A 19776-nucleotide genomic window follows, 5' to 3' on the forward strand; every position below is an offset into this window, starting at 1 on the left:
GAAGCATGTTTAGTTACGAGGTTCTGCAATCGTTGAATGATTTGGAAATGCTTGTTTACAGCTACATCATGGAGCACAAGGAAGAGGTACAGTATATGACGATCCGGGAGCTGTCACAGGCCGTGCATGTTTCGACATCCACGGTGGTACGGTTTTGCAAGAAAGCTGGATGCGACGGTTATTCGGAATTCCGTGTGCAGTTTAAAATGTTCCTCAAAAAAGAAAAAGAGAACAAAAGAAAACTGACTTCTGATGATAATATTGATGAAGTGATTCATTTTTTCCATATGGTTACATCTACGGAATATGAGGAGCGTATTTCCAGGGCGGTTCAGGTGATTCAGGATGCGGGGCAGCTGATTTTTATCGGGATCGGGACATCCGGTATATTGGGGAAATACGGCGCCCGGTATTTTTCGAACCTGGGAAAGTACAGCCAGTATATTGAAGATCCCTATTATCCTGTACGGGAGGACTTGAAGGACACTGTGGTGATTGCCTTGTCCGAATCGGGGGAGACCCAGGAGATTGTGAAGCTGGCAGGCAGATTCAAGGAACATCACTGCAGGCTTGTGAGTATCACAAACGGGGCGGGGTGCACACTGGCTAAAATGGCGGATTGTCCCCTGGCTTATTATGTGTCCGAGCGCAAGATTAAAGAAGAATATAATATCACTACGCAGGTTCCGGTGCTGTATTTGATAGAAACAATAGGAAGGCGGCTTTCATAGCTGCCTTCTTATTATATTGAATAGGAAAGCGCCCTGGCATTTCTAATACATGCCGGCAGGAAACACCTTGTTTTTTCTCTGAAACAAATTTCTTCCAGGCATATAAATTTCTAAAGAATGTGAAATACTATGAATTTGAAAGCAATTATGTATAATGAAAATTACAGAGCAGCCGGTGCGAAATTGAGAAGAAAGGGGTAGCTGAAATGGCTATTGATTATGGGAAAACGGCCAGGGAACTGGTACAGGAACTTGGCGGTGACGGAAATATAACAAATGTTGCACACTGTGCGACAAGACTCCGTTTTATATTAAAAGATGAAACAATTGTGGATGCAGCAAAAGTATCTAAGATTCCGGGGGTAATAACCACGGTACGGGCAGGCGGCCAGTTTCAGGTGGTCATCGGAAACCACGTAAAAGATGCATACGAAGAGGTACTGAAACTGGTATCTATCAATGAGAAACAGTCAAAAGATACCGGGAAAAAGGGCGGAGTTTTCAGCAGAATTATCGACATCATATCCAGTATCTTCGCACCGTTTTTGTACACCCTTGCAGCATGCGGTATTCTACAGGGAATCCTGGGGATATTTGTGGCGCTGAATGCCATTGACACAACGGGGGGAACCTACCAGATCCTGAATTTCATTTCCTGGACGGCATTTACCTTCCTGCCGGTCCTGATTGCAGTTACCGCATCAAAAAAATTCGGGGTAAACACGTTTGTGGCGGTCGTAATAGCCTGTGCGCTTGTAAGCCCGGACTACATGAATATGGTAAATGCCGGACAGGATGTTTACTTCTTGGGTATTAAGGTGCAGCTTTTAAGCTACACATCTTCTGTTATCCCGATCATTCTTTCCATTTGGATTGCCTCCTATGTACAGAAGTTTTTTGACAAATACCTGCCGATTGTAGTGAGAAACCTGTTTTCGCCGATGTTTACGATCGTGATTATGGTACCTCTGACACTGCTTGCATTCGGGCCTATCGGAAATACGATTGGAGGCGCGATTGGAGGGGCTTACAATTACCTCTATGGTTTGAGCCCGATTGTGGCAGGTGTAATCGTGGGCGGTCTGTGGGAAGTTCTGGTTATCTTCGGTGTACACTGGGGCATTACGCCGGTTACTGTCGGAAACTATGCAAACCTGGGATATGATACATTTACCGGGCTTCAGGCCTCAGCTGTATTCTCCCAGGCAGGAGCCGCACTGGGCGTATTCCTAAAGACAAAAGACAAAGACATGAAAGGGGTATCACTTTCAGCAGCAGTTACCGGTCTTTTCGGTATCACGGAGCCTGCCATTTACGGCGTTAACCTGCGGCTTAAGAAACCAATGATCTGCGGATGCGTGGCTGGTGCAGTCGGCGGCGGTATCGCCGGGGCTTTCAATGCCGTATCATGGGGATACAACATGCCGGGGATCGCAACCCTGCCGGCCTATTTCAAAGCGGGTCATATGTCACAGTTTACAGGACTTCTTATTTCCATAATTGTATCATTTGTTCTGGCCATCGTGCTGACTTACATCGTTGGTTTCGATGAGGATGTTCCGGAAAATGAAGCTGCAATTGAAACAAATGATACAAAATTGACTGCTTTCTCAAATGAGGAACAGAAAGAGAAAGACGGCGCTCCGAAACTAACAGAAAGCGGAATCCAGGGCTTCGGGATTGAGATGGGAAGCCCCGTAAAGGGAAAAACAATCCCGCTTTCACAGGTAAATGACGAAGCATTTGCTTCCGCTGCAATGGGGGACGGACTTGGTATCATACCTTTGGAGGGAAAAATATATGCCCCTCTTGACGGAACTGCCGAAGCCGTATTCCCGACCGGTCATGCCGTGGGGCTTGTTACAGAGGAAGGCAGAGAAATCCTGATCCACATCGGAATCGACACCGTACAGCTGGAGGGCAAAGGTTTTCATGCCCATGTGGAGCAGGGGGATAGAGTGAAAAAAGGGGATCTTCTGATCGATTTCGATCCGGAGCTGATTCAAAAAGAGGGCTACGATCCAACCGTAATCTATATCATAACTGATATGGAACAGGTGGCGAAGCTGAATGTCCGGACAAATCAGTATGTAGAAGTAATGGAAACGGTTATGTACGTGGAAGGAAAGGAGCATACAAATGGATAGATTGCCGGATAATTTTCTTTGGGGCGGCGCGGTAGCCGCCCACCAGGTAGAGGGCGGATGGAATGAAGGCGGTAAAGGAGTCAGCATTGTAGATGTCCTGACCGGAGGGGCGCACGGTGTGGACAGAAGAATCACAGACGGTATCCAGCGTGACTGCTACTACCCTAACCATGAGGCAGTGGACTTTTATCATCGCTATAAAGAAGACATCAAACTGTTTGCCGAAATGGGATTCAAGTGCTTCCGCACATCAATAGCCTGGACCAGGATTTTCCCTTTGGGTAATGAAGAAACTCCGAATGAGGCAGGACTGCAATTCTATGACGACCTTTTTGATGAATTGCTGAAAAACAAAATAGAGCCAGTCGTGACCCTATCACATTTTGAAATGCCGTATCATCTCGTAAAAAAGTATGGGGGATGGAAAAATCGTAAACTCATAGATTTTTTTGTAAAATATGCAGTTACTGTTATGGAGCGGTATAAAGATAAGGTTAAATACTGGATGACTTTTAACGAGATCAATAACCAGAAGAATTATAAGTACCCTCTCTTCGGTTACACATGCTCCGGCGTGGTATTCACAAAAGAGGAGAATCCCGAGGAATGCATGTACCAGGTGGTGCACCACGAACTGGTGGCCAGTGCACTTGTAGTTAAGAAAGGACATGAAATCAATCCGGATTTCCAGATCGGATGCATGATAGCCTGTGTACCGATTTACCCATATTCCTGTCACCCGGACGATATGATGTACTCCGTAGAGGCTATGCATGACCGCTATCTGTTTGGCGATGTCCATGTACGCGGGGAATATCCTTCCTATATCTACAGAGAATGGGAGAGAAAAGGTTTTACGATTAAAATGGATCCGGAAGATGCAGTGGTACTAAAGGAAGGCACGGTTGACTATGTAGGCTTAAGCTATTATATGACCAATGTGGTCAAAGCAGATGTGGTCAGAGAAGGAAACGGGCTGGATGGCTTTCCGGGAAGTGTCAGCAACCCCTTCGTAAAAAAGAGTGACTGGGGCTGGCAGATTGATCCGGTAGGCCTGCGGTATGCTCTGAATCTGCTTTATGAGAGATACCAAAAGCCATTATTCATAGTAGAAAATGGTTTTGGCGCCGTAGATGAGGTGAACCCGGATGGTACGATAGATGATGATTACAGAATATCCTATCTGAGAGAACATATCAGTGAAATGAAAAAAGCTGTGCTCCTCGATGGCGTGGAATTAATCGGTTACACACCATGGGGATGTATAGACTGCGTATCCTTCACAACCGGGGAAATGAAAAAACGGTATGGATTTATCTATGTGGATAAGGATAATAAGGGGAACGGAACACTGGAAAGAAAAAAGAAAAAATCATTCAAGTGGTATAAAAGAGTCATTGAGAGTAATGGGGGGGAGGTGTAGAAAGGGGGGACGCTTACCAGGAGCCGTGACGGGCTGAGAAAAGCACCTGTCCTGTTGGAAATGCAGCCGCTGCGTCAAGCAACAGTAAGAGGGAATCCGCAAAATCAGCCTGAACCGAACACATTCACCGCTTAATCTGGTGATTAAGCGGCTCAGGTGTTCTAAAAAGCTGCTTCGGAAGCAGCTTTTTTCAGGCTGATTTTGCGGATTCCCTCTAACTGCTGCTAGACTCGCTGATAGCATTTCCAACAGGACAGGTGCTTTTCTCAGCCCGTCACGGCTCCTGGTAAGCTAGGTTCATCCTGTCGGTAAGTGGATTACTCGTTTGGGATTCCGGACCGGAGCTGCGGATGTGGACTGGCTGCGCTGATTGTTTATATATAGGTATGGATATTTTGCAGTTGTTGAAAAGTTGTTTTTGTTTTTTATGTTAAATTATAGAAAAATTCAATTTGTCGAATAGTTAAATTCAGTTAAGCAAGATGTAAGATACGCATAGCCAGTCCAGATCCGTTGTTTCGGTATGAGTTCCCAGCCGGGGAATGGGGGGCTTCCCCGGCCTCCCTGTCATGAAGCGTCCTCATCCGTCAACGATCCTAAAGTCCGTTGACTATAGCACAGATATTTTGACAAAATCAGCGTGATATGATAATATGGATAAGTACGAGGTGTAAATGACAGCTAGCATTTGCACCTTTTTTTCGCGCAGAGCAGAGAACGGGGATTGAAAGGAGAAAGGTTTTGCTTACGATTAATCATTATGTAAAAGCAAAAACACTGGAAGAGGCCTATGAGCTGAACCAGGCCAGAAATGCGCGCATCATGGGCGGCATGATGTGGATGCGTCTGGGAAATGCAAAGGTACAGACAATTATAGATATATCGGGCCTGGGGCTGGATCAGATTGAGGAGACAGACCATGTATTCCGTATTGGCGCCATGTGTACCCTGCGGCAGCTGGAGCTTCACGAGGGGTTAAGGGATATGTATGGAGATGCGGTTGCTGAGTCCGTACGCCACATAGTAGGAGTACAGTTCCGGAATCAGGCAACCGTGGGTGGAAGTATTTATGGGAGATTCGGCTTTTCGGATGTGCTGACCTGCCTGCTGGCTCTGGATACATTCGTAGAGCTGTATGACGGGGGAACGATCCGTTTGTCCGAATTTGTAAATAAAAAGCGGGATAAGGATATCCTTGTCTCTATTATCATAAGGAAGAGCGACCGAAAGCTCCGCTATTCCTCTGTCCGCAGGACAAAAACAGACTTTCCCGTGCTTTCCTGTGCGGTGGTTACCGGACCGGTGCATGGGAAAGAAACCTGGTATTTTTCAGTGGGGGCCAGGCCAATGAAGGCGGCGGTGCTGGAGAAAGAGTGGGAAATCCCGGACAATATTACAGAAGAGAAACTGGCCGAGTGCGCAAAAGAGGCTGCTGCGGGCTTTGTTTACGGAACTAATATGCGCGGGAGCGCCGAATACCGGCATCATCTGGCAGAAGTCCTGATCCTGCGGGCCATGCGTTCCATTTTGGCAGACCGTACACAGGAGGGCAGATAGATGGAAGTAAAATTCATATTAAACGGAAAACAGGCATGTGTGGAAGCGGCAGGCGATACCATTCTTCTGGATGTGCTGAGAGAACTTGGATGCCACAGTGTCAAATGCGGCTGTGAGACAACAAACTGCGGTCTCTGTACGGTGTGGATCGATGGAAAATCCCTCCTGTCCTGCTCCATTCTGGCGGCAAGTGTCGAAGGACAGGAAGTGACAACACTGGAAGGGGTAAAAGAAGAAGCCGAGGAGTTTGGAATATTTCTTGCAAATGAAGGTGCTGAACAGTGCGGATTCTGTTCACCTGGGTTTATTATGAACGTGCTTGCTATGGTGCGTGAACTGGAAGATCCGGGCACGGAAGAAATCAAAGAATACCTGTCAGGAAATCTGTGCCGATGCACCGGTTATATGGGACAGCTGCGTGCCATAAAGAAGTATTTACAGTGGAAAAAAGAGGAGGTGCGCTTATGAGAGTTGTAAACCAGTCCGTACCAAAAGTTGATTCACAGGCACTCGTGACCGGGAAAGGCGTATACACGGACGATCTGGCGCCTGGGGACTGTTTGATTGTAAAGGTGTTGAGAAGTCCCCATGCACATGCACTGATCAAGGACATCAATCTGACACGGGCAGCGGCAGTACCGGGAATTGAGTGTATACTGACTTACAAAGACTGCCCGGATAAACGTTTTACAATGGCGGGGCAGACTTATCCGGAGCCAAGCCCTTATGACAGGTTGATTTTGGATCAGCGCGTCCGGTTCGTGGGCGATGCGGTCGCCATAATAGCCGGGAAAACCAAAGAAGCAGTCAGCAAAGCTATGAAACTGATCAAGGTGAAATACGAAGTGCTGGAACCTGTACTTGATTTCAGAAAAGCAAAGGATAATCCCATCCTTGTACATCCAGAGGAGAATTGGAAGAGCCTCTGTCCTGTAGGGGCGGACAATCAGAGAAATCTATGCGCCCATGAGGCAGATTTCCAGGGGGATATTGAGGCAGTGCTGGCAGACTGTGAATATGTAATTGACAGAACCTATCATACGAAGGCAAACCAGCAGGCAATGATGGAGACTTTCAGAACCTGTACGTATCTGGATACCTATGGCAGGCTTAATGTTCTTACTTCTACCCAGGTTCCATTTCATGTGCGTAGAATTCTGGCCACGGCCCTGGACGTACCGAAGTCAAAAATACGTGTCATTAAGCCGAGAATCGGCGGAGGCTTCGGGGCAAAGCAGACGGTGGTGACCGAGGTCTACCCGGCGCTGGTGACCTGGAAAACCGGAAAACCAGCTAAGCTTATTTATACGAGAGAAGAGTCCTTCATCGCATCCTCACCACGGCATGAGATGGAAGTCCATGTCCGTGTCGGGGCGGATAAGAATGGAATGATCAAAGGGATTGATGTCTACACACTCTCGAATACAGGTGCTTTTGGAGAGCACGGTCCGACTACGGTGGGGCTTTCCGGCCATAAGTCTATCCCTTTGTATGGAAAGGCAGAGGCCTTTCGTTTTGTGTATGACGTGGTCTATACGAATGTCATGTCCGCAGGGGCTTACCGGGGATATGGCGCTACTCAGGGGATTTTTGCAGTTGAGTCCGCTGTCAATGAACTTGCGGCAGAGCTGGGCATGGATCCGGTCAAAATCCGTGAACTTAATATGGTAAAAGAGGGGCAGCTAATGCCTGCATATTATGGTGAGACTGCCAATAGCTGTGCACTGGACCGCTGTCTGAAACGGGCAAAGGAGATGATAGACTGGGATCACAAATACCCATGCCGTGATATGGGCAATGGGAAAGTCCGGGGCGTTGGAGTTGCAATGGCTATGCAGGGATCCGGCATCTCAGCGGTGGACACTGCATCGGTGGGAATCAAGGTGAATGACGATGGCTTTTACAGCCTTATGATCGGGGCGACAGACATGGGAACCGGATGCGACACCATATTAGCCCAGATGGCAGCCGAATGTCTGGAGTGTGAGATAGAAGAAATCATTGTGCATGGAGTAGATACCGATGTATCCCCTTATGACTGCGGTTCCTATGCGTCCAGCACCACCTATGTGACAGGTATGGCTGTTGTAAAGACCTGTGAGACACTTAGAGAGAAAATCTGTGTCAGAGGGGCGTCATATCTTGGATGCTCTGTGGAAGATGTGGAATTTGATGGGGAACGAGTTCTGGATCTGAAAACCGGAAGGAGCATATCAAGGGCTGACATCGGCAATCGGGTTATGTGCAACAATGAAGAAGCACTCTATGCCAGCGAGGCATTTACCTCACCGGTATCACCACCGCCGTTTATGGTGGGCATGGCAGAGGTAGAGATCGATAAAGAGACGGGAGAGCTGGAGCTGGTTGATTATGCTGCAGTCGTAGATTGTGGAACCGTAGTCAATCCGAATCTGGCCAGAATCCAGGCGGAGGGCGGAATAGCCCAGGGGATAGGCATGGCCCTGTACGAGGATATCGTATACAGCGAAAAGGGAAAAAATTACAGCAATTCTTTTATGCAGTATAAAATCCCGAGCCGGCTGGATGTAGGAGAGATCCGGGTGGAGTTTGAGAGCAGTTACGAGCCGACAGGCCCCTTCGGTGCAAAATCCATAGGAGAAATCGTCATCAATACGCCGCCCCCGGCAATCGCAAACGCAGTTCAGAATGCAGTGGGAGTGATAGTGCGGGAAATGCCTATTACATCGGAAAAAATCTATAAGGGGATGCGGTGAGATAGTTTTTTGCGGCGGGGGCGCCTGTCCTGAGAGGTTCACCTGCCGTGGTGCGGAGAAAATGGGGATGCCCCTTTTTGGAAGCAGATCACTTGTAAAGAACGGCTAAATGGAAACCCTGCCGGATTTTGAGACACCAGAGACATTCACTGCACAATCTTGATGATTGTGCAGCGAATGTCTCTTATTGAATCCAAAGTTTTTCTTAAGCTTCTCCCAGGAAGTATCTGCCGTATGCATCGGCGGCTTTGATTGCTGCGCATACGGTTTCTGGGGTGACTTCGAACGGCAGGTTATGCAGGGTGTCATTTTCTGCGCATGCTGCGGTGGCAACGGCCATGAGTTTTTCTTCGGTTACTTCTTTGATTCCCAGTTCTTTTAATGTTACGGGCAGGCCCAGTTCGATGCAGAAGTCGATGATTTCCTGGAGTTCTTCTGCGGGGATGTTTTCGAGTACCAACTGGGTGATTGTCCCGAATGCTACTTTTTCGCCGTGGTACATGTGGTGGCAGTCTTCCAGAACTGTCAGGCCGTTGTGGATGGCATGTGCTCCTGCGAGTCCGCCGCTTTCAAAGCCGATTCCGCTCAGCAGGGTGTTGGCTTCTATTACTTTTTCTACAGCTGCGGTGCATGCTCCTGCTTCCAGTGCAAGTTTTGCTTTTACGCCTTCTTCCATTAATGTATCAAAGCATAATTTTGCCAGGGCCATAGCTGCTGAGGTCACTTTTCCGCCTGCACAGGTAGCGGCGCCTTTTGTCTGTACCGCTCTTGCCTCAAAATATGTGGCAAGGGCATCCCCCATGCCGGATACGGTTAAACGTACCGGTGATTTTGAAATAATGTCCGTATCCATCAAGACCATATTCGGATTAGCCGGAAGGAATAAATACTCCTCAAATACGCCTTCATCCGTGTAGATCACAGAAAGAGCGCTGCAAGGAGCGTCCGTAGATGCAATGGTAGGGCACACCAGAACCGGCGTATGTCCATAATAAGCCACTGCTTTAGCCGTATCCAGAATCTTTCCGCCCCCGATCCCAATCACAAGATCACAGTTTTCCTTCTTCAAAATCTCAGTAAGACGATTAATTTCATTCTTGCTGCATTCACCATTAAAATAATCATATACGATTTCAAAATCCTGACCGGCAAAGCTTCCATCAACAATATTGCCGATCCGCTTATAACCAGATTCTGTAATAAGAATCAAAGCCTTCTTCCCATACACCTTCGCATAATCACAGAGCCTTGCCATCTCGTTAGCACCCTGTACGTATTTGCCCGGACTAATTAAAATATTTGCCATTTGTAATTCCTCCTAAATCAATCAGTATGTTATTTTATTAACAATCATATTATGCACTGATTCTCCAATAAAGTCAATCCCGTACCAAAACTTTCTCACACCCAGATTCCTCTTACGGTAACAATTCAGACAAGCCTGAACTGTTACAATTTACGTTACCATCCGAGTGGGAGGTCTTCCCCACCGTTTGGATGAACCAGCCTGCCGTGGAACGGAGCGGGGACAGACGGAAACATATATCTGTCCGTCTGTCCCCGCTCCGTCCCACGGCAGGCATCCCCTACATTCGTTTCTGATATCCCAGCCGCTCACTTCCATCCTCCAGATAGATGATCCCGCAGTACTGAAACCCATTTTTATCGAGCATATGCTGCATGACCACATTATCTCTGTGTGTATCAATACGGAGATTCCTGCACTGCTCCAGTGCCCAGTTCAGGCAGAAGGATGCAGCTCCGCGGATGGTGCCGTCTGAGGTAATCCTGTGTACAACCCCATAGGGGGATTCATCCAGCCACTGACCGTTATATATTTTAGTATAAGTATCATCACGGCCCTCCTTATAATAGAATGCAGCTATGATATTGCCGTGTTCTTCGCAGACATAACTGTTTCCATCCTCAATATCCTGAGCCAGCAGTGCTTTCGGCGGATAGGTGCTGCCCCATTGTGTGGGATTTCCGTGGCTTGTCATAAACATTCTTGCGCTTTCATACATTTTCAGCAGAATTTCCAGATCTGCCAGCCTTGCCTTTCTAATTTTCATGTTTAAATACTACCTTTCAAATGTTATTTATTCTGATAATAATACATCGCATACTATGCAATATATGTGCGGTTTTAGTAATGGTTTTATGATGTTTAAAATAAATTACACACATATTTTTATTTTAAAACGATTCACATATTAAAGCAATTAGAAAAAATACTGAAAATTTGCAGCCTTTTGCCTTGAAAATCCGTCTATTTAATGTAATGATAATACTGTATTACTATAGAGGAGGGCACATAAGATGAGCGGCAAGAAGAAGGTGTTACTGGCAGGGGGGATAGCAGCTGGCATTTTGATCTGTATTTACTGTGGCATATCTATTTATTTCATGAATCATTTCTTTCATAATACCAGGATCAATGGTGTGGATTTTTCCATGAAAACGGCAGATGAGGCCGAGCGGTATTTTGCAGGGCAGATTGATGGGTATGCGCTGAAAGTTACTCCGATAGAAGGCGGCAGTGAGGAGATCAGCGGATCATCGATATCAATGAAGTATAAGAAGAGCAAAGAGCTGGATAAAGCGCTGAAGGAGCAGGGGGCGTTTCTTTGGCCTTCGATGTTTTGGAAGGATCATAAGGTGAAGCTGTCTCTGGGTTTTGATTATGACCAAAAACAGCTGGAGGAAAAGATTCAGGCGCTGCAATGTTTCCAGAATGAAGAAAAGAGCGATCCGGAGAGCGCTAAGCCGGAGTTTGATGGGGATAAGTTTGTTGTAAAGCCGGAGGTGCTGGGGACAAAAGTCGATCAGGAGCCGATGAAGGAAAAGCTGATACAGGCAGTGCAGGGGCTGGAAGAGGAATTCAGCCTGGAGAAAGAAGACTGTTATCTGAAGCCGAAGTATACTGCGGATTCAAAAGAGGTGGCGGCTGCCTGCGATACCTTGAACAAGTACTGCGGGACAAGCATCACTTACGATATGGCGCCGCATAAAGAAGTGGTGGACAAGGCGCTGATTTCTACTTGGCTGTCCTGGGATGAGAGCATGAATGTTACTTTCCACGAAGACAAGGTCAGAGAGTATATGAATCAATTCGCCGCAAAATACGAAACTCTTTATGGGACTCGTCCGCTGACCACGCCCTGGGGAAAAGCGACGGAAGTAAGCGGCGGCACCTACGGCTGGGCAATCAATGAGGCGGCTGAGGCGGATGCTCTGATCGCCAGTATTAAAGCAGGTGAGCAGGCAACCAAAGAGCCGGTATATGAGCAGCGGGCGGCAAGCCATGAGCAGCAGGACTGGGGCAAAACATTTATTGAGGTGGATCTGAGTGCGCAGTATATGTGGTATATTGTTGATGGGAATGTGGCCTTTGAGACGGCTGTGGTAACCGGCAAGCCTTATGAACACTCCACACCGGCGGGGGTATATGACATCCTTATGATGATCCCAGGCACTACCCTTGTGGGAAATATTGTGCCTGAGACGGGAGAGCCGGAGTACCGGACATGGGTGGACTACTGGATGCAGGTGACTTACGGCGGTGTCGGATTCCATGATGCCACATGGCAGCCCGCTTTCGGGGGAGATCTGTACTGGAGCATTGGTTCCCACGGATGTATTAATATGCCGTTGGACGGCGCGGCGACATTATACAGCATGATATCGAACGGGACTCCTGTTGTCATGCACTACTGATACACATAAGCGGAGAAGAAAACACTATATATTGTATAAAATTAGATACAAGGCCTATAATGAAAACTATTATCATTTATCCTCTTGTCTTTTATTTAACGAAATGATATACTGGGCGGGAACTAAAAGATAACCTGATACATCAAAGGAGGATTTTATAATATGGCTCATTACGATCAGTGGGAAGGATTTAAGGGAAGACTGTGGAGAGATGACATCAATGTCAGGGATTTTATTCAAAACAATTATACTCCTTATGACGGCGATGAGAGCTTTCTGGAAGGACCTACAGAAGCAACAAATAAACTCTGGGGCAGGCTGCAGGAGCTGCAGCGTGAGGAACGGGCGAAGGGCGGCGTACTGGATATGGAGACAGAGGTTGTTTCCGGCCTGACGGCTTATGGCCCGGGATACATTGATGAAGAGATGAAGGAACTGGAGACGGTAGTCGGACTCCAGACAGATAAGCCGCTTAAGAGAGCATTTATGCCTTTTGGCGGTATCAAGATGGCGGAGCAGGCATGTACGACTTACGGGTATCAGCCGAGTGAGAAGCTGCATGAGATTTTCACCAAATACCATAAAACACATAACCAGGGGATTTTTGATATCTATACCCCGGAGATGAAAAAGGCGCGCCATAATAAGATCATCACAGGACTTCCGGATACATATGGCAGAGGGCGTATAGTGGGCGATTACCGCCGTGTAGCTCTTTACGGAATTGACCACCTGATTGAACAAAAAATGGTGGACTTTAACGAAACCGAGAGACACGGAATGAAGGGAACCGATTTTCGTCTGAGAGAAGAAGTTGCGGATCAGTTAAAGGCGCTCAAAGACATGAAGGAGATGGCGGCTGTCTATGGGTTTGACATATCCAAGCCGGCAAAGGATGCGAAGGAAGCAGTGCAGTGGCTGTACTTTGGCTATCTTGCGGCAATCAAGACGCAGAACGGCGCCGCGATGAGCGTTGGGAGAATCTCTACTTTCCTGGATATTTATATCCAGAGAGATATGGAAAACGGCATTCTGACAGAGGCACAGGCACAGGAACTGATCGATCATATGGTGATGAAGTTCAGGATGGTTAAGTTTGCCAGGGTTCCCTCTTATAATGAACTGTTCTCCGGTGACCCGGTATGGGCAACGCTGGAAGTGGCAGGGCTGGGGCAGGACGGCAGATCTATGGTGACCAGGAATGATTATCGTTTCCTGCACACCCTGGAGAACATGGGGCCGTCGCCGGAGCCGAATCTGACGGTATTGTATTCTTCCCGTCTGCCGGAGGCGTTTAAGAACTATGTATCTTACATTTCTATCAAGACAAGCTCCATCCAGTATGAGAACGACGATGTAATGCGCCCGGTATGGGGAGATGATTATTCCATATGCTGCTGTGTATCGGCAACTCAGACAGGGAAAGAAATCCAGTTTTTCGGCGCCCGCGCGAATCTTGCCAAATGCCTGCTGTATGCAATCAACGGTGGTGTGGATGTAAAGACCAGAGAACAGGTAGCTCCTGCATACAAGCCGGTGACTACAGAATATCTGGAGTATGAGGATGTCCTGGATAAGTATGACAAGATGATGGACTGGCTGTCAAAGTTATACGTGGACACCCTGAATATGATCCATTACATGCACGATAAGTATTATTATGAGGCGGCGGAGATGGCGCTGATTGATACCGATGTAAGAAGAACATTTGCAACAGGAATTGCAGGATTCTCACATGTAGTTGACTCCTTAAGCGCAATAAAATATGCGAAGGTCAAAGTCATCCGTGACGAGACGGGAATGGTTGTGGATTACGAGACAGAGGGCGATTTCCCAAGATACGGAAATGACGACGACCGGGCGGACGATATTGCGATCTGGCTGCTTAAGACATTCATGGGCAAGCTGAAAAAATGCCATATATACAGAAACTCGGAGCCGACAACCTCTATCCTCACAATTACATCCAATGTGGTTTACGGAAAAGCGACGGGCTCCATGCCTGACGGAAGAAAGGCGGGAGAGCCGCTTGCACCGGGCGCAAATCCTTCCTATGGCGCAGAGAAAAACGGTCTGCTGGCATCCCTGAACTCCGTTGCAAAACTTCCTTATGAGGAGGCGCTGGACGGAATCTCTAATACGCAGACAATCAATCCCGGAGCTCTGGGGAATGACGAGGCGGAGCGTATTGAGAATCTTACCCGTGTGCTGGACGGATATTTTGAACAGGGGGCACATCACCTGAATGTCAATGTGTTTGGCAGAGAAAAGCTGATCGATGCGATGGAACATCCGGAAAAAGAGGAATATGCAAACTTCACAATCCGCGTGTCCGGATATGCGGTTAAGTTTATCGACCTGACACGTGAACAGCAGATGGACGTAATCTCCAGAACATGCCACGCAAATATGTAAATGGGTTGCACCGGCTTGACGGCATACCGTTTTACGGGTTGGTTTGTTTACGGATTAATTCAGTTATAAATTATATAGAAAGTTTTATTTTGAGGTGAATACGATGACAGAGCAGAACAATCTGAAAGGATATATCCATTCTCTTGAAAGCTTTGGTTCTGTAGACGGACCCGGCGTCAGATATATTATTTTTATGAGCGGCTGCGCTATGCGCTGCCAGTTCTGCCACAATCCGGATACGTGGAACATGCAGTCGGGGACACAGTATACCGCTGACGAACTGCTTGGGCAGGCTTTAAAATACCGCTCCTACTGGGGGAGTAAGGGCGGTATTACCGTAAGCGGCGGAGAGCCGCTTCTCCAGATCAAGTTTCTGACAGAACTGTTTCAAAAGGCAAAAGCAGCCGGGATCCATACGACTTTGGACACAAGTGGAAATCCATTTACCAGAGAAGAACCTTTCTTCGGCAGATTTCAGGAACTGATGAAGTATACCGATCTGGTATTGCTGGATATCAAACACATTGATGAACAGCAGCATGAGATTCTGACCGGATGCACGAACCGGAATATTCTGGACCTGGCGGTCTGTCTTTCAGAGATGGGGAAACCGGTCTGGATCAGGCATGTGCTTGTGCCGGGAAAAAGTGATAATGATGAGTACCTTCATAAGCTGGATGCATTTATCGGGACATTGGAGAATGTGGAGAAGGTTGAGGTGCTTCCCTACCATACGCTGGGGGTATTCAAATGGAAAGAACTGGGGCTTATATATCCTTTGGAGGGGGTGGAAGCGCCCTCCAAGGAGCGCATAGAGAATGCAGAGAGGCTTTTGCATGTGCATGGGCGGGACCCGGCGGAAAATGACTCTGAATGAGGAATGGAAAAATTGTTATCCGGCATTTATTCATTATAAAAACCATGTGTCACATTATATTAAAAAACATAAAATCTAAGACTTATAAATCAAGTTTTACATTCTTGAAATGTCTCTTACAATATGTTATAGTACAAATATAAGAGGAGCAACCGCCCACAAGGTGGGTTGACCTTTGATAGAAAGTAGAAATACCACCCTGCTACCGGTCAAGTTTAGGGGTGGTTTTTCTATGTTAAGCTAGCGACAAATCAAATAAATGAATGTCAGTAACGCCAGAATAAACATTCCAAAAGCCATAAGGTCTTTAAAATCGAAATGTTTCATAGACATCACCTCCATTCTATGTAGAATGAAGGTCAACACACCCTAAAAACACGGTTACTCCATAGATTGAATATAATGATTTGTGGATGTAAATAAAATACTATATTATATATGTCAGGCTGAACCTATGGATGTTTCTGATCGAATTGGCTAAGAGAGTTAAGGGGGATTGAACAACAAATACAATAATGGTATACTGACAGCATAGTGTTATCTTTAGGTGGTGATGATTGTGTGTAAGAATAAGAATAGGAAAAATGATGCAGGACTCTGTGCAAAGCCAGAATCAGGAGCGACATTTGCATAGAGTAGTTTCGTGTCGCTAAATTAATACTGCTGGCTTTGCTGCTTGGACTTCATGATCAAGGAGGGAGCCTGTATGAAATATATGAATGCAAATACAATTCTCCCGGATGCTTTAGTCGAGGAACTGCAGAAGTATGTGCAGGCAGGATATATTTATATTCCTGCAAAAGACGAGCAGCATAAGAAGTGGGGAGAGTTGTCCGGGTATCGGAAAGAACTTGCAAAACGCAATGCGGTTATTGTTGAGCAATATCGCGGCGGCATGTCTATAGAAGAACTTGCCTTGCGTTTTTCGCTTTCGGTATATGCCATAAGAAAGATAATCTACCAGAAATGACTGAAACCGCAGCCTGCAGATCACGATAGAGCGAAATTGTGAACTACAGGCGCGGTTTTCTTTTTTTGATTTAACAGCATTCATGTGAACATTTAACAGACAGTATTTTCTGTATATCATCAAAATGGCCGCGGCATGTAACGCGGTATTGTATCCAGCCGCCGTCACCGCAGAGATACTTATTGTCTATGTACTCCTGTGTATACTGTAGCATATTCTCATAGAGGGATGCGAATTGGGGATCTGACAATCTGACCATAACCGTAAAAGAATTATTTTCAGCAAATATGTTACAAATGAGTTTCTGCTTTATTCTATGGGCAATTCCCCAGCCATATGCATTACCATAAGGAAATGTGACTTTTTGTACTGTCTGGAAGGAGCTTGATAACCATTCATTAAGCAGTGTAAAAAGTTCTGCATTTTCCCCGCAGTAATCTTTCATTTCATCTACGGTTGGTTCAATTTGTTTGTTAAGCATTCTTTCGTACATACCCGTCTCCTTTTGGGATAATAATCGGAGTTTTACTAAGTTTACCACATAGAGGAGGTGATATCCAGCACCTGGTTTTCCCAACTGTTCATAATTTCCAGCTGTTCGGCTGTATGGAACCAGTGTTCACCATTTTCCATAACGGTCAGCCCCGCGCTGAACTTTTTGACAAAGATATCCACGGTTTTACGCTGTACGAGGTTATCTTGTCCGGCATATAAGATTTCGGTGGGCGTATTCCACATCTGAATGGGATGCCGCCTAGCGCAAAGCCAATGGCTTCTTCTTTATTGCCGCCCTGGCCATCGACAAAAAGATAAATTTTATCCGATGGTTCTCCAAGGAGTATTGCAGGAATATGCTCTATTAAAAATGTCTTCGGTTTCAAATCAGTTTTTATGGTATCTCCTGACATGCTGAAATCCTCCTGTTTATTTTATAATATCATTGATAATTCTGCTCATTTGTTTTGGGCAGCCTTCCTGTGTTTCGGCATGGTTCAGTACAATAGTATCAGCAAATTCATTCATCAGCAAATTCGTTGAGTATTCTATCACTTCATCCTTAGAATTAAAGTATCTGTAAAAGGTTCTCCTTCCTAACTCTGCTTTATCGACAATCCTGGTTATTGTGATATCATGGTAGTTTTTTTTGTCTAACAACTCATATAAAGATTCTATAATCCTTCTTTTCGTTTGGTTATTTTCTTTAAAGTACATATGTTTCTTCTCCTGTTTCACCCATGGCACATTTTTAAAAATATGTATCACTTTTATCGGATATATTGTCCGGATCATCTGACCGTATTATACTAGACTACAGACCAATGCACAAGTGTGTCATGTTGCTTTATCTTTGTAAAGCATACAAAAGGAGGATTGCTATGTTATTCGTAATAGAATGTATTTTCGCATGTGGGATCTTTTCATTTATGATACTTCCCCCACTTTACAAAAACCCTGTCAACCAAATTATGTCCTATCCAAAAGAAATCAGAATGCGGGTAGAAAGTCTGCCGCAATATAAGGGGATTATAGATAAAATAGAAAAAAGACATTTATCAATAAAAATAATTTTTATATTTTTGATTGCCATTATACTTGCAGTAGTTGCGTATTTTTCCGGTGCAAAAACATTCACATCTGCATTTATACACGTGTTCATACTATTTTTAGTTGTAAATATTTACGATTTGCTGGTTTTAGATATTGGACTTTTCTGCCATAGCAAAAAAACAAGAATACCTGGAACAGAAGATATGGATAAAGAATATAGAAATCCGCGGCACCATATTATAGGTGCCGGGACAGGAACTATTATAGGTGCTGTTGTTGCACTGTTATCAGGTGGTATAATACATGTTGTTTCAATATACCTTCTTGTTTGAGATACTCCGCACCGGTCTGACATATTTCCAGAACCGTTCAGGATTAAAGTAAAAGTAAATGATTCTGCCGGGGGTAGTGTCATAGCAGTAACCAGTGCCTGTGAAATCAAAAGATGCCATTGCTTTTTCAACCTTATCCTCTACGCTGCGGTTTTCCTGCTCGTAATTGAATGGCCCGTGCTCAAAAACAAGATACTCGGCCTCGGGAACGTCAGCCAGAAGCATTTGCGGCGGGATTTCTCCTTTGTAATCGACAGGAAGACGCGCGCCGTAACATTCTGTACGCGGGATTCCCCAATCGCAGAGCCGGCCGTCCGGGGCGTTCATATATGCCATAAGCTGGCCGCTGCCGCTGTTGCTTTCGCTCCCTCCGTCGTCATCCAACTTGCCCTTAATACTATCGAGTAAGCCGCAGATTGTTTCACAGTCCTGGCCCGGGATATGGCTTTGCTTTTCCCAAAAATCCCAATACCCGTTACTCTCATAATTCTTAATGTGCAAAAACTTGTGTGCCGGGATGGTTACAAAATAAATGTGAATGTCATCTGTAGTTTTTATCATACCTATCTCTCCATATCCAAAAAAGTAACGGTCAAAAGGGTTTATTTTTGTACGAAGAACGACAGGTCTTGGATGCCTCCTGTACTCACTTGGGGTTACGCCATATGTTTTTTTGAAAGCCCTGGTAAAGGCCTCATGTGATGAAAAGCCATAATCAAAAGCAATTTCCAAAATGCTTTTTCCACCGTCACGCACCTCTTTTAATGCAAAGGCCAATTTTCTGTTCCGCAGATAATCCCGAAACTGCATGCCCGATATTTCTTTAAACTTTCTGGTTGTATAAAACTCGGAATAGCCCAGCCTGCGGGAAAGGCAGCATAGAGTCAACGCCTCATCATTATAATTTTTAATACAGTTGTCAATTTCATCAACGATGATTTGTATTTGTTTCTGCCATTCGTACATTATTGTTCACCTCATCTCAATCGCCCTATAGTTATTATAAAAAAATAAAGGAATTACTGCTTGATTTTACTTGCTGTTATTTCCTGTTCTTTTCTAGTACATCGTAAAATAATTAACTGCCACATAAGCCGACCTGAATTTCCGATAGCACTGCTCCCCAAGCCTAAGCGTAGCCCGCTACGCCTGCATTTGTGGAGCAGCACTCTCGAAAATTTATCTCAGCTTATGAGCCAGTAACTTATTTTACGATATACAAGTTCGGTTTTTAGCATCCGATCTGCAATCTCCACGCCGCCGCCTTTTTGTTTAGAAGCATTTTGTGTTATGGTAATTATTATAAGTGTATAGATTCTTCATA

The 19776-nt window shown here is 45.7% G+C and carries 17 protein-coding genes; 11 read left to right on the top strand and 6 right to left on the bottom strand.

Annotated features, from left to right (window positions below; all coding sequences use genetic code 11):
- The first annotated feature begins 5 nt into the window (after window positions 1–5).
- The 6 genes from GKG43_RS15615 to GKG43_RS15640 all read left to right on the top strand — a co-directional run bounded on the left by GKG43_RS15615 (window position 6) and on the right by GKG43_RS15640 (window position 8593).
- Window positions 6–731, top strand: a complete 726-nt coding sequence (locus tag GKG43_RS15615; protein ID WP_050638907.1) for a MurR/RpiR family transcriptional regulator — start codon at window positions 6–8, stop codon at window positions 729–731.
- Window positions 732–937: 206 nt separating this feature from the next.
- A complete protein-coding gene (locus GKG43_RS15620; RefSeq protein ID WP_050638906.1) occupies window positions 938–2878 on the top strand; it encodes a beta-glucoside-specific PTS transporter subunit IIABC in 1941 nt (646 codons plus the stop codon).
- Window positions 2871–4301, top strand: coding sequence for a 6-phospho-beta-glucosidase (locus GKG43_RS15625; protein ID WP_050638905.1), 1431 nt, complete (start codon window positions 2871–2873; stop codon window positions 4299–4301). Before GKG43_RS15620 ends, GKG43_RS15625 begins: the two co-directional genes overlap by 8 nt.
- A 741-nt stretch (window positions 4302–5042) precedes the next feature.
- Entirely contained in the window at window positions 5043–5858 is an 816-nt protein-coding gene (locus GKG43_RS15630) for an FAD binding domain-containing protein (protein WP_055154965.1), read from the top strand.
- Window positions 5859–6326 carry a 2Fe-2S iron-sulfur cluster-binding protein gene (locus GKG43_RS15635; RefSeq protein WP_055154964.1) on the top strand — a complete coding sequence of 156 codons (468 nt, stop codon included), beginning with the start codon at window positions 5859–5861 and terminating at the stop codon, window positions 6324–6326.
- A complete protein-coding gene (locus GKG43_RS15640; RefSeq protein WP_055154963.1) occupies window positions 6323–8593 on the top strand; it encodes a molybdopterin cofactor-binding domain-containing protein in 2271 nt (756 codons plus the stop codon). Before GKG43_RS15635 ends, GKG43_RS15640 begins: the two co-directional genes overlap by 4 nt.
- A 205-nt stretch (window positions 8594–8798) precedes the next feature.
- On the opposite strand, the gene GKG43_RS15645 is transcribed toward GKG43_RS15640, so the two are convergent.
- The gene (locus GKG43_RS15645) at window positions 8799–9899 is read right to left on the bottom strand and encodes a glycerol dehydrogenase (protein WP_050638901.1); all 1101 of its coding nucleotides are present in this window, start codon (window positions 9897–9899) and stop codon (window positions 8799–8801) included.
- Window positions 9900–10179: 280 nt separating this feature from the next.
- A complete protein-coding gene (locus GKG43_RS15650; RefSeq protein WP_050638900.1) occupies window positions 10180–10665 on the bottom strand; it encodes an acetyltransferase in 486 nt (161 codons plus the stop codon).
- A gap of 247 nt (window positions 10666–10912) precedes the next feature.
- Here GKG43_RS15650 and GKG43_RS15655 point away from each other — a divergent pair, with 247 nt between their 5' ends.
- The 4 genes from GKG43_RS15655 to GKG43_RS15670 all read left to right on the top strand — a co-directional run bounded on the left by GKG43_RS15655 (window position 10913) and on the right by GKG43_RS15670 (window position 16572).
- Entirely contained in the window at window positions 10913–12310 is a 1398-nt protein-coding gene (locus GKG43_RS15655; RefSeq protein WP_050638899.1) for a L,D-transpeptidase family protein, read from the top strand.
- Between the two features lie 162 nt (window positions 12311–12472).
- Window positions 12473–14725 (top strand): formate C-acetyltransferase, encoded by a 2253-nt coding sequence (gene pflB / locus GKG43_RS15660; RefSeq protein ID WP_055154960.1) that lies wholly within the window; start codon window positions 12473–12475, stop codon window positions 14723–14725.
- Window positions 14726–14828: 103 nt separating this feature from the next.
- On the top strand, window positions 14829–15602 hold the full coding sequence (pflA, locus tag GKG43_RS15665) for a pyruvate formate-lyase-activating protein (RefSeq protein ID WP_055154959.1): 774 nt from the start codon (window positions 14829–14831) through the stop codon (window positions 15600–15602).
- Between the two features lie 706 nt (window positions 15603–16308).
- Window positions 16309–16572, top strand: a complete 264-nt coding sequence (locus GKG43_RS15670; protein WP_050638896.1) for a CD3324 family protein — start codon at window positions 16309–16311, stop codon at window positions 16570–16572.
- Between the two features lie 70 nt (window positions 16573–16642).
- Here GKG43_RS15670 and GKG43_RS15675 read toward each other — a convergent pair whose 3' ends face one another.
- The 3 genes from GKG43_RS15675 to GKG43_RS15685 all read right to left on the bottom strand — a co-directional run bounded on the left by GKG43_RS15675 (window position 16643) and on the right by GKG43_RS15685 (window position 17784).
- On the bottom strand, window positions 16643–17065 hold the full coding sequence (locus GKG43_RS15675; protein ID WP_055154958.1) for a DUF3788 domain-containing protein: 423 nt from the start codon (window positions 17063–17065) through the stop codon (window positions 16643–16645).
- Between the two features lie 145 nt (window positions 17066–17210).
- On the bottom strand, window positions 17211–17480 hold the full coding sequence (locus GKG43_RS15680; protein WP_129879583.1) for a hypothetical protein: 270 nt from the start codon (window positions 17478–17480) through the stop codon (window positions 17211–17213).
- Between the two features lie 16 nt (window positions 17481–17496).
- Complete coding sequence (locus tag GKG43_RS15685) at window positions 17497–17784, bottom strand: TetR/AcrR family transcriptional regulator (protein WP_050638893.1); 288 nt, start codon at window positions 17782–17784, stop codon at window positions 17497–17499.
- Window positions 17785–17948: 164 nt separating this feature from the next.
- Between GKG43_RS15685 and GKG43_RS22940 the strand changes: the two genes are divergently transcribed.
- Window positions 17949–18452, top strand: a complete 504-nt coding sequence (locus GKG43_RS22940; protein WP_083487172.1) for a hypothetical protein — start codon at window positions 17949–17951, stop codon at window positions 18450–18452.
- Here GKG43_RS22940 and GKG43_RS15695 read toward each other — a convergent pair.
- Complete coding sequence (locus tag GKG43_RS15695; protein WP_055154957.1) at window positions 18432–19418, bottom strand: helix-turn-helix transcriptional regulator; 987 nt, start codon at window positions 19416–19418, stop codon at window positions 18432–18434. The two genes, GKG43_RS22940 and GKG43_RS15695, sit on opposite strands and share 21 nt — an antisense overlap.
- Between the last annotated feature and the right edge of the window lie 358 nt (window positions 19419–19776).

This window comes from Eubacterium sp. BIOML-A2 (assembly GCF_009680135.1).
GTDB lineage: Bacteria > Bacillota > Clostridia > Lachnospirales > Lachnospiraceae > Faecalicatena > Faecalicatena contortus_B.